The 10,741-nt window shown below is 38.9% G+C and carries 18 protein-coding genes; 16 read left to right on the top strand and 2 right to left on the bottom strand.

Annotated features, from left to right (window positions below; translation table 11 throughout):
- The first annotated feature begins 248 nt into the window (after positions 1 to 248).
- Both AC2HW8_RS10325 and trxB read left to right on the top strand, forming a co-directional pair.
- On the top strand, positions 249 to 572 hold the full coding sequence (locus AC2HW8_RS10325; protein ID WP_484327549.1) for a thioredoxin family protein: 324 nt from the start codon (positions 249 to 251) through the stop codon (positions 570 to 572).
- A gap of 15 nt (positions 573 to 587) precedes the next feature.
- On the top strand, positions 588 to 1,514 hold the full coding sequence (gene trxB, locus AC2HW8_RS10330; protein ID WP_484327543.1) for a thioredoxin-disulfide reductase: 927 nt from the start codon (positions 588 to 590) through the stop codon (positions 1,512 to 1,514).
- 314 nt (positions 1,515 to 1,828) lie between these two features.
- Here the strand turns inward: trxB and AC2HW8_RS10335 are convergent, their stop codons facing one another.
- Together AC2HW8_RS10335 and AC2HW8_RS10340 are read right to left on the bottom strand one after the other, a co-directional pair.
- Entirely contained in the window at positions 1,829 to 2,362 is a 534-nt protein-coding gene (locus tag AC2HW8_RS10335) for an ImmA/IrrE family metallo-endopeptidase (protein WP_484327544.1), read from the bottom strand.
- Positions 2,363 to 2,461: 99 nt separating this feature from the next.
- The gene (locus tag AC2HW8_RS10340) at positions 2,462 to 2,872 is read right to left on the bottom strand and encodes a helix-turn-helix domain-containing protein (protein WP_055156980.1); all 411 of its coding nucleotides are present in this window, start codon (positions 2,870 to 2,872) and stop codon (positions 2,462 to 2,464) included.
- Positions 2,873 to 3,081: 209 nt separating this feature from the next.
- Here AC2HW8_RS10340 and AC2HW8_RS10345 point away from each other — a divergent pair, with 209 nt between their 5' ends.
- The 14 genes from AC2HW8_RS10345 to AC2HW8_RS10410 all read left to right on the top strand — a co-directional run.
- Positions 3,082 to 4,260: a DNA polymerase Y family protein gene (locus tag AC2HW8_RS10345; RefSeq protein ID WP_484327545.1), complete on the top strand. Its 1,179-nt coding sequence runs from the start codon at positions 3,082 to 3,084 to the stop codon at positions 4,258 to 4,260.
- Positions 4,261 to 4,273: 13 nt separating this feature from the next.
- Entirely contained in the window at positions 4,274 to 4,426 is a 153-nt protein-coding gene (locus tag AC2HW8_RS10350; RefSeq protein WP_484327546.1) for a hypothetical protein, read from the top strand.
- Positions 4,427 to 4,575: 149 nt separating this feature from the next.
- Positions 4,576 to 4,827 carry a hypothetical protein gene (locus AC2HW8_RS10355; RefSeq protein WP_055156974.1) on the top strand — a complete coding sequence of 84 codons (252 nt, stop codon included), beginning with the start codon at positions 4,576 to 4,578 and terminating at the stop codon, positions 4,825 to 4,827.
- Positions 4,828 to 4,846: 19 nt separating this feature from the next.
- Positions 4,847 to 5,584, top strand: coding sequence for an ImmA/IrrE family metallo-endopeptidase (locus tag AC2HW8_RS10360; protein ID WP_101069728.1), 738 nt, complete (start codon positions 4,847 to 4,849; stop codon positions 5,582 to 5,584).
- Positions 5,581 to 5,769, top strand: coding sequence for a hypothetical protein (locus AC2HW8_RS10365; protein ID WP_055156969.1), 189 nt, complete (start codon positions 5,581 to 5,583; stop codon positions 5,767 to 5,769). Before AC2HW8_RS10360 ends, AC2HW8_RS10365 begins: the two co-directional genes overlap by 4 nt.
- 246 nt (positions 5,770 to 6,015) lie before the next feature.
- Positions 6,016 to 6,603: a sigma-70 family RNA polymerase sigma factor gene (locus AC2HW8_RS10370; RefSeq protein ID WP_484327547.1), complete on the top strand. Its 588-nt coding sequence runs from the start codon at positions 6,016 to 6,018 to the stop codon at positions 6,601 to 6,603.
- 104 nt (positions 6,604 to 6,707) lie between these two features.
- Positions 6,708 to 7,268, top strand: coding sequence for a type II toxin-antitoxin system PemK/MazF family toxin (locus AC2HW8_RS10375; protein WP_186935789.1), 561 nt, complete (start codon positions 6,708 to 6,710; stop codon positions 7,266 to 7,268).
- Positions 7,261 to 7,482, top strand: coding sequence for an excisionase (locus tag AC2HW8_RS10380; RefSeq protein ID WP_002587855.1), 222 nt, complete (start codon positions 7,261 to 7,263; stop codon positions 7,480 to 7,482). Before AC2HW8_RS10375 ends, AC2HW8_RS10380 begins: the two co-directional genes overlap by 8 nt.
- Before the next feature lie 91 nt (positions 7,483 to 7,573).
- On the top strand, positions 7,574 to 7,804 hold the full coding sequence (locus AC2HW8_RS10385; protein WP_008789355.1) for an excisionase: 231 nt from the start codon (positions 7,574 to 7,576) through the stop codon (positions 7,802 to 7,804).
- A complete protein-coding gene (locus AC2HW8_RS10390; protein WP_230862189.1) occupies positions 7,785 to 8,021 on the top strand; it encodes an excisionase in 237 nt (78 codons plus the stop codon). The genes AC2HW8_RS10385 and AC2HW8_RS10390 overlap by 20 nt, the downstream gene beginning before the upstream one ends.
- Positions 8,022 to 8,035: 14 nt before the next feature.
- Positions 8,036 to 8,287: an excisionase gene (locus AC2HW8_RS10395; RefSeq protein ID WP_186935790.1), complete on the top strand. Its 252-nt coding sequence runs from the start codon at positions 8,036 to 8,038 to the stop codon at positions 8,285 to 8,287.
- Positions 8,288 to 8,298: 11 nt separating this feature from the next.
- A complete protein-coding gene (locus AC2HW8_RS10400) occupies positions 8,299 to 9,531 on the top strand; it encodes a tyrosine-type recombinase/integrase (protein ID WP_101069724.1) in 1,233 nt (410 codons plus the stop codon).
- Positions 9,532 to 9,818: 287 nt separating this feature from the next.
- On the top strand, positions 9,819 to 10,268 hold the full coding sequence (locus AC2HW8_RS10405; protein ID WP_021882710.1) for a methionine--tRNA ligase: 450 nt from the start codon (positions 9,819 to 9,821) through the stop codon (positions 10,266 to 10,268).
- A 236-nt stretch (positions 10,269 to 10,504) separates the two neighbouring features.
- Positions 10,505 to 10,741: MATE family efflux transporter (locus AC2HW8_RS10410; RefSeq protein WP_484327548.1), on the top strand; the 237-nt coding region annotated here is incomplete at its 3' end.

Here is a 10,741-nt window from a genome sequence, read left to right on the forward strand (position 1 = left end):
GTTTTTTCTGTGCTGTATTTAAGTCATTCCATAGTGGAAAATAATTTTCGAAGCTCATAATAGTTATCTCCTTTATGAACATAGTATACTTGCTTTTTTAAGATGTGTCAATTATGTAACTGGCATATGCCATAAATAGAAATAAAAAGAAGTGTAATAAAGTAAATTATCTTTTCTGTGATATCATCACTGAAGTAAGACTTTTTATGAGGTATATTAAGTTCAAACAGGAGAAGGAATTGAAAAATATGACATCAATAAATATAAATAAAGAAAAGTTTGGACAATTAATTCATAAAGAAAAACCGGTTTTGGTTGATTTCTGGGCACCTTGGTGTGGTTATTGCCGTAGAATTGGAGCGGCTTATGAAAAAATAAGTGAAGAATACAGCGATATTCTTATTGCTGGAAAAGTAAATATTGATGAAGAACCACAGATTGCAGAAGCTGAAAAGATTGAGATAATTCCTACGCTGGTTTTATATCGAGATGGAAAGGCAATAGATTTTATTGTTGCACCTGAATCAAAAATAATGATAGAGAAATTTATTAATGAAGCATTGGAAAAATAAAAGGAGGACTGCTGTATGAATGAAAATCATGTTTACGATATGATTATTGTGGGGGGAGGACCTGGAGGGTATACTTCAGCATTATACGCAGCCAGAGCAGGATTTGATACAATTGTTTTAGAAAAATTATCTGCAGGTGGTCAGATGTCATTGACCTGGCAGATTGATAACTATCCTGGTTTTGAAAATGGAATTGACGGATTTTCATTGGCAGAGAAAATGCAAAAACAGGCGGAAAAATTTGGCGCTAAAAGTGAATATGCTGAAGTTTTTAATATGGATTTAACAGGAAAGCTTAAGAGAGTGGAAACTAGTTCGGGAATTTATATTGGGAAAACAGTAGTGATTGCTACTGGAGCAAATCCAAGAGAACTTGGTCTCGCTAAAGAAAAAGAATTGATAGGTCATGGGGTTGCTTATTGTGCCTCCTGTGATGGTATGTTTTATAAAGATAAGATCGTGGTGGTTGTTGGTGGTGGAAATTCTGCTGTATCAGATGCTGTTCTTTTAAGTCGAATTGCTAAGAAAGTCATCATTGTTCATCGAAGAGATAAATTACGTGCAACGAAAATCTACCATGACCAGCTGATGAAAACTGAAAATATAGAGTTTAGATGGAACAATACAGTAAATGAACTGATTTATGGAGAACGATTGACTGGTGTGCGGTTGAAAGATACAGTTACAGGAGAAGAAAACATTATAGAATGTGACGGCCTGTTTGTGAGTATAGGAAGAAAACCGACAACAGATTTTTTAGATAATCAGATAGAACTGGATAATAAAGGATATCTTGTAGCAGGTGAAAATACTGAGACGAGTATTCCAGGTGTTTATGCTGTAGGAGATGTCAGAACAAAGTTACTTCGTCAGATAGTAACAGCTGTGGCAGATGGTGCTATGGCAGTACATATGGCAGAAAAATATATGGGGAAAATGTAAAGTGAACTCCGCCTTTTAGTATAGGAATTGTTTTGTTAAGTTAAATAATGAAACAGAAAATAGTCATTTTGATAGACCATATTTACTATAAATAATCAGAATTTGAAAACTGTTCATCAGTATAACCTAAAATAAAACTTTGTCCTGCTGTCAACACAGGTGTTTTATTTTTATTGTCATACTCTGTGCTTTCAACAATATAGGCTTGTGGTTGCTCGTATTTGAATATTTCTCAGAGCTTACGCTGTTCCAAAGAATAATGGAAATCGAAGTAATGCAAAGACCGTCAGATCTCATTCGAGAATTGACGGTCTTTACATTTTTCTGTTATATCTGAGAAAGTCGTTTCTATGTTCCTGTTTCCTAAAATTGTAGCCTTGTGAATTGAGAGTATCAACTTTCAAAGCGACAAGATTTATGTCGGAGTGCATACAGCGAGCAATTTGCTGAATATCATACCCCTGTTTAATATATTCAATAATCGTATCGTCCGGTAAAGAAGCCTGAGCTGCAAAGACATTGGCTTCGTATTCCATCCGGTTTTCACGCATATCAAAGATATTAAATTCTTTGAATCCTCCGGCTGAAACTGCTTCTTGGCGATGAAGAACATCGTGTCCGATTTCGTGCCATAATACGATTTGTTCAATAACCGGGTGCAAACCGTTCTGAAGAAAGATAAATCGATTCTTCAAGATTACCTTGTATGCTCCACGCTGTTTCGTAAAATTTCGATAGAGAATATGTATCCCAAGCTCATCAGCGACTTTATATGGATTACGAGTGCCACATCGTTTGATGAGCCGGTTCACTATCTTGACAATCTCATCCTGCGTATTATATCCCAAACGGCTCACCTCCCTTGCAGTGCCATTATAACAGATATATTATCCATTTTTTTATAAACCATCTGCTGTCCCATAAAACGGACAACGCACAGCGAGAGGTTACTCGTCTTTGCGATACTTTTTCGGTGTGTATTTCTTGTTGTTTTTCTTAGCAATAAGGTACGCTTCCTGAATGGCATCAACCATTTCACGCATGTCTTCGTCAGCCATTTCTCCGCCGGCAAATAAACCGGTTACTTCTGCTAGAAGTTCTTTTGCCTGCTTTGCACCTCTGTGTCCGTAATTATCTTCAACATCTGCAATAAATGCTTCATCTTCCGATAAAAGATAGTTGATATTTACACCGAGAGCTTCGGCAAGTTTCTTATAGCGTTCTGTTCCTCTTGGACGGGAACTGTCATTCTCATAGGAACTGATAACTCTACGAGTAACGCCGATTTTTTTCGCCAACTCATCCTGATTTAATCCGAGTCTGTTTCGTTCGTTCTTAACTTTTTCGCCGAATGTCATCTTGATTGTTCACTCCTTGTCTTAAATTTATGTAGTTAAACTTCGTCTACACTCTTGACAAGAGAAGTTTAACTGCGTATAATGGCAAGTAAGAAGTTTAACTACTCATAGTTTATATTAAACTTCTCAAAAAGTCAAGGGGGTTACGCAGAATGTCTCGAAATATTTTACATTGCAATATGAACAACTTCTATGCAAGTGTTTAGTGTATGCTTAACCCTGCTCTGAAAGAATATCCGGTTGCTGTATGCGGTTCTGTTGAAGAACGACACGGAATTGTCCTTGCTAAGAATTATAAAGCAAAGGCATTTGATGTGAAAACCGGAGATACCGTCTGGCAGGCACAACAGAAATGTCGGGATTTGGTTATTGTTCCACCGCATTATGAGGAATATATAAAATACTCAAAACTTGCAAGAAGCGTGTACGAACGATATACAGACCAAGCAGAACCTTATGGTATGGATGAGTGCTGGCTGGATATTACCGGAACAGGTAGTCTTTTCGGCTCTCCGGTGGAAGTTGCAAACAAAATCAGAGAAACGATTAAGTTTGAACTCGGACTTACTATCTTCGTTGGTGTTTCATTTAATAAGATATTTGCAAAACTCGGCTCTGATATGAAGAAGCCGGATGCAGTAACGGTTATACCAAAGGATACTTTCAGAGAAAAGATATGGAAACTCCCATCGGCTGATTTGCTCGGTGTAGGCAGAGCGACACAGCGTACATTAGACAGCTATGGGATTCGTACCATCGGGGCTTTGGCACAGACTGACCCTGAGTTCCTGCGAAGCGTATTAGGAAAAAACGGAGTTGCATTATGGAATTACGCAAATGGCAATGACCTTTCCCTTGTTGCCAAGAAAGACTTCGTATCGCCTATCAAGAGCGTAGGACACGGTATAACGACAGTTGCAGACTTAGAGAAACCGGAGCAGGTGTGGCCCGTGTTTCTCGAATTGACCCAAGACATCGGACACAAGCTCCGAGTCCACGGACTGAGTGCCGAAGGAGTTGCCATACACATTAGAGATAACACACTATGTACAAGACAATGGCAGACCAAGATTGACTTGCCTACGCAATCGCCGATGGTTCTTGCCAAGAGAGCATTTCAACTTTTTGAAGCAAGGTATGGTTGGTACAATCCAATCCGTTCCGTAACAATCCAAGCAATCAATCTTATTTCTCAAGACACGCCCCGTCAGATAGGATTATTTATGGATGTGGAAAAGCAGGAAAAGTTGGAACGACTTGAAAAATGTATTGAAACAATCCGCAGACGCTTCGGTAAGGACAGCATAAGGAATGGAGTTCTGTATCAGGACTTGCAGCTACCACCGGAAAAAGTGGAAATCACGATGCCGACGGGAATGGTCGGCTAAGGAGGACTTAATTGTGATTGATGAAAGTGATGTACAGGCATATGTAAGAATGCCTGATTGTTTAATAAAAGGATGCAGTGATGATATGCTATCTTCATTGCGGACGGCGGAAACCATTTTACCGATTACGGAATATACGAAGGGATGTTTTTATTCTTTGATTTGAATAAGCCTTTTCTAAAAGGTCGGCTTTCCTGCTACATTAACAAGAATGATGACGAAAAACCGAAATACAGAGTCTCAGATAAAGACATCGACGGATATGAGCATTTGGGAAGATTGGTTGTAACAATGAGAAATTATGAGGTATAAGCAATGGAGTGTGAAAGAAGAAAAGTATATGTCGAAGTAAATGTGACGCATAGACCTGATGGAACGGCTCGTCCGAATTCCATTAAGTTTGAAAATGATGAGATATATGAAGTTGACCGTGTAATGCAGAAGTGCAGAGCCGCCGCTACTAAGGTCGGTGGCACAGGCATTCGCTATACGGTTCAGATTTGCGGACAGTCGGCTTTTCTGTTCGATGAAGAAAACGGAAAGTGGTTTGTCGAAGCAAAATCCTAATGTTAGGAGGGCTAAGTAATTGAAACGCTTATCGAGAAATGATATAGAAACAATTTCAGAGAAATTTGTAAAGGCATATTTTGAACTGCCTGAAATAAAGAAATCACAGGTGTACCGCATTGAGCCGGAGCTAATGCTCGAAAAGGTACTTGGACTGACGATTGAGTATATGCACCTTTCCTATGATGGAAGCATTCTCGGAATGACATCGTTTGGGGAACTCGGAGTGCAGGTATTTGAAAACAACGACGATGAAGCCTTTTTCTTCTTGGATGGCAAAACGGTTCTGGTCGAGTCTGACCTTAACTATGACAACAACCTGAAAGGAAGAAAGAATTTTACACTTATGCACGAAGGCAGTCATCAGATATTCAAGATGTTGTTCCCAAATGATTATGGAATAACGGAAAAATCAGCCGGAGTGCATTATTACAAGGCAACCGCAGACACAGAGAAAAGCAGAATAATTACCGATTGGGAGGAATGGCAGGCAAATACACTTGCGGCTGCAATTCTGCTTCCGAGGTGTCTGATAGAAAAAGGAATGTTTTTGTTTGGGCTTGGGGATAAAATCGAATGCCTAAATAAAATCTATTATCCGGCGGTCTATGAAAGATACGCAGCACTTTCAGATTTTTTAGGATGCTCAAAGAAAGCACTTGCAATACGAATGAAACAGCTTGGACTCTTGCACAAGGATTATCTTGATAATCCGTTTGACTACCTTGCTGTTTATCCGGAGGTGTATAAGATTTGACAAGACTGGAACAGAAAGTAATCGTCAGGTGCAAACGCTGTGAATGGCGTATCTTTGATAAAGTCACGATGACGACAGGAAACATTGAAATTAAATGCCCGAAATGTGGGTATGTAAATGAGATTGACCTTTCACTGCGCAGAGGTAATCTCAAATTCAGAACATTTAGAATAAACAAGAAATGAGCAAACAACTGAATAACTGAGCTTTGTACCGAGCCACGGAACCTGAATGAGTTACCAAATAGCCGGACATTGAGAATAACGGGATAACTATATCCTTGCGTTCTTGATGTTCGGCTATTTTTTTGTTGCTCCGAAACGGAGAAGCAAATGAAAAAGCAGTGGCAGGCATACATAGCTAAATACCCGTAATCTCCAAATTTTCTATATAAAAAAGCAATTTTAGAAAATTCAAAGGAGATTACGAAAATGACAAACAAACTTACATTAACGGAACAAGAAGAATTATTTGCAAAGGACTGTAAACTTATCAATCTCAAATATGAATATGACGGATATACCGGCACAGAGAAATGGGCAGTTGTTACCGAACTTACTGAAGAAGAACTGTGGGATAAATATCCGGATATTATTAGCAGATACACTCCATTTGTCCTGCTGTCTATGGCACAGGGAAAAGTGATTATTGACGATAACAGAGAAACTCATAGATGTGAAATGCGAGATGCAAGACATTTAGATGCTTTTTGTTATGAGGATGATTTATTTGAGCAATTCCATAATGAAGCATTCTTAGATTTTGTTGACCCGTTTGAACTCAGAGAAGCAGAAGAAATTGCAGAGAGAAAAGAATTACAGCGTCTGCGTGAAATTGAGAAAGTTAGAATAGTGCTTTCAATGATGAAACCAGCTCAGGAACGAAGATTGTATAAGTTTGTCATTGAGGGAAAGAGCTGTCGTGAAATAGCCGTAGAAGAAGGAACTTATCACAGTTCTGTCAGCAAGTCTATTGAAGCGGCAAAGAAAAGTTTTAAGAAAATTTATGAGAACCTCTGATTTTGGGTGTCCAAAATGAACCCTTTTGTGCAATGAGTGAAGGGGTTATTTCATTCTGGATACGAATGACACTTCAAAATATATAGAAATGTGAGGTTTTACATATGAAAGAAAAAACAATTTGCCGTGGGGATTTATTCTACTACGACTTCGGAACACGAACAGGTTCGGTACAAAGCGGAACACGACCGGTACTTGTAATTCAGGCAGATGATTATAACAGAAACGCACCAACAATTATTGTGGCTGCTGTAACAGGCGTTATCAAGAAAAGATACCTGCCGTCACATATCCTGCTCGGTCAGGAGTTTGGACTCAAGAAGCCGTCAATGGTTCTACTGGAGCAACTTCAGACAGTAAACAAAGATGAACTCAGAGATTACATCGGAACGATTGAAGATGAGCAGCTTTTAAGGCGAATAAATATAACGCTTAAAAAGACTTTCGGACTTTGGATTTATAAGGAAGAAAAGAAAGAAAATATCCGTTGCCTTTGCCCAAAGTGCCTGAAAGATTATATTCACAATCCTGATTATATCGTGCGTCGTCTTGACCCCTTTGCAAAGGTCAAAGACCACTGCGATAAATGCAATCAAACCGGTTGGGATTATGTGATTACCGAAAGACAGTGCAACGCAAGAGAAAAGGGGTGTCAGAATGTCTAAGAAAAGATATGAAATTGTAAGTTATGACATCCCGCTTTGGTTAAAACCTGTTTTATCGGTAACGGAAACTTCAATTTACACAGGGATAAGTGCCAATAAGATATATGAGATGTCAGAATCGGAGGACTGTCCTTTTGTGATATGGATAGGAAGCCGCAGGGTAATCAAGAGAAAATCCTTTGAGGAATACCTCGAAAGGCAGTATTCAATATAGTAAAAAGTCAAATCTGCGATGAGTCCGATTGCATAATGGGCTTATCGCAGAAAAATGAATATACTGATGCCATCAATACAAGGAGGACGAAATGCAAAGCAAAAAAGAAATGCCATTAGAGCATAAGCCTATATTAACCATAAGAGAAGCGTCTTTTTATACAGGAATCAGTGAGAAAAAACTGATTGAAATAACAAATCTATATGCCTGCCCATTTGTATTGTGGATGGGTAATCGCAGATTTATCAAGAGAAAAGCATTCGAGAAATTTATTCAGACATCGGAATTTAAGGGAGGTGCAGATGATGAACAGATTGAGTGATGAGTGGTTTTCCAGTAAAAGCGAGAGTGTTCCGTTGTGGCATAAGATAGCACTTTCTATTGATGAAATGTATGTATATACGGGCATTGGTAGAGAAACAATACGAGAACTTACAAAGCAACCGGAAGCAAAACAATTTACATTGAAAATTGGGAAAAGAACTCTAATTAAACGCAAACAATTTGAAGAATATTTAGACCAGATGTGTTCTATTTGAGGGGAGGAATGTAGATGTACAAAATAGATGGTTCTGAACTTTATGAATATCAGCAACAGCTATTGCAACCACCGGAGGATATACCGATTTGGGAAAAGAAATGTCTTACGGTCGAGGAAGCGGCTGCTTATTCAGGTATTGGAGAGCGAAGATTAAAGGCACTATTGATGGATAAGGATTGCAGTTTCAGAATTGCAAGAAGCGACAGGCTTTTAATTATACGAGATAAGTTAGAGGAGTTTATTGACTCAAGCACAGAATTGTAGGAGGTAACACAATGGCAAATACTAAAAGAAAAGATAAATCAAGAAAGGTTCTCCGCAAAGGGGAATCGCAACGTCCGGACGGTACTTATCAATTCCGTTGGACAGATGAGAACCGTAAAAGACATTGTATTTATGCAAGGAACTTGGATGATTTAAGATATAAGGAAGATGAAATTGACAAGGACAAGAAAGACGGTATAAAGGCAGAAGCTCGCTATACATCACTTAACGATATGTATGAACTTTGGAGAGATTTGAAACGTGGAATAAAGAATAATACTTTTGAGAATTACAAATATATGTACGAGACATTCGTGCGTAATCAGATTGGTTCTCAATTCATAATGTCTATAAAAAAGACTGATATAAAAAGATATTACAATAGCCTTGTTGATGAAAGACATCTGAAACCCGCAACGATTGATAGCATACATACCGTTCTACATCAGGTCTTTGAAATGGCAGTAGATGATGATTATATCAGAAGCAATCCAACGGACAATGTTTTGCGTGAATTGAAAAAATCACATTGTTTTAAGACTGAAAAACGCAGGGCATTAACCAAACCGGAGCAGGAACTTTTTCTTAACTATCTGAAGAACACACCGGAAGCACAGTATTGGTATCCAATATTTGCGGTTATGGTCGGAACTGGATTGCGTGTGGGCGAATTGACCGGACTCAGGTGGTGTGACATAGATTTAGAGGAAAGCATTATAGATGTGAATCATACGCTTGTTTATTATGACCACAGAACCGAAGGAAGCAAGAAAGGTTGCTATTTCAATGTGAATACAACCAAGACACCGGCAGGTATGCGACAAGTTCCAATGCTTGAATTTGTGAAAGAAGCATTTTTAATGGAAAAAGAAAGGCAGGAACTTCTTGGACTGCATTGTGAAGCTACGGTTGATGGATATACGGATTTCATTTTTGTAAACCGTTTTGGTCAGCCACAGCACCAAGCAACGCTCAATAAAGCAATTCGTCGCATTATACGAAACTGTAATGATAAGCAGTTTCTGGAAAGTGAAAATCCAGAGGTTTTACTTCCACACTTTAGCTGTCATTCTCTCAGACATACATTTACCACAAGAATGTGTGAAGCCGGAGTGAATGTGAAAGTCATTCAGGACGCACTCGGACACAAAGATGTATCTACTACATTGAACATCTATACAGATGTAACAAAGGAATTAAGAAAGTCAGAGTTTGAGGGATTGGAATTACAATTTAATCAGTAAATAGTCAGAGAATCAGAAAGAGAGCATATGCCGTAGAGATGCGGGGTGTGCTTTCTTTACTTTATGACGAGAAAGTGGTAGAATGAAACACAGGACTGATAGCAATGCTATAAACCCCAAAACTAAATAAGGATATACACCATTTACACCAATTTTTACACCAAATCTCATTTTTACCTTCACGAAACAAGTGGGAATGGTGTAAAGAGGTTGAATAAAAGCCCATTTATAGGCGATAAAACTTACAAAATGGAATTAAGTCGTGAGTGGACGATTTCGTCCCGACAATGAAGTCCCTGGATTCCGACAAGAAGCCGTCAGGCATTCCGAAAACAAAGGATGCTGTTGTTGAAGAAAAGATTGACTTCTCAAAGGTAAAAGTTGAGCCTTTGTTTGAAGAATATGTTGATTTTGAAACATTCTCAAAGTCAGATTTCCGTGCAGTAAAGGTCAAGGCTTGCGAGGCTGTTAAGAAGTCAAAGAAGCTTTTACAGTTCACTCTTGATGACGGCACAGGCACAGACCGCACAATTTTAAGCGGTATTCACGCTTATTATGAGCCTGAAGAACTGGTTGGAAAGACTCTTATCGCTATCACAAATCTTCCGCCGAGAGCAATGATGGGCATTGACTCTTGCGGTATGCTCCTCAGTGCAGTTCACGAAGAAGAAGGCGAAGAAAAGCTTCACCTCCTCATGGTAGATAACCATATCCCCGCAGGTGCAAAGCTCTATTGAGAAGTACCGTTTTACCCTACAAAACGGGATGTACTTCATTTGTGAAAAAGCTCTGAAAATACACAAATACACCAAATTTACACCAAATGGTGCTTGAAACGGTGCAGAGCCTTAAAAATCGCATAATTTTCAAGATATATGGGCAGTTCCAATCGGGATTGCCCATTTTCAGAAAGAAAAAGACAAATCGGAATTTGAGAAGGTAAGTGAATGGGATACCATGGAGGAATATGATAATGTCGAAAGATGAGTATTTGATAACCGATACGCCCCTCAAAGCGTTGACGGTTTTTGCAATGCCAATGATTTTTGGAAGTTTTTTTCAGCAAATATACAATATGGCCGATTCTATTATTGTCGGCCAGTTTGTTAGTTCTTCCGCACTTGCAGCTGTCGGTGCATGTGCAGCATTGACCAATGTGTTCATTTGTGTGGCACTGGGAGCCGGTGTCGGAGCCGGTGTGCTTGTGAGC

It is taken from the genome of Ruminococcoides sp. (assembly GCF_057037865.1).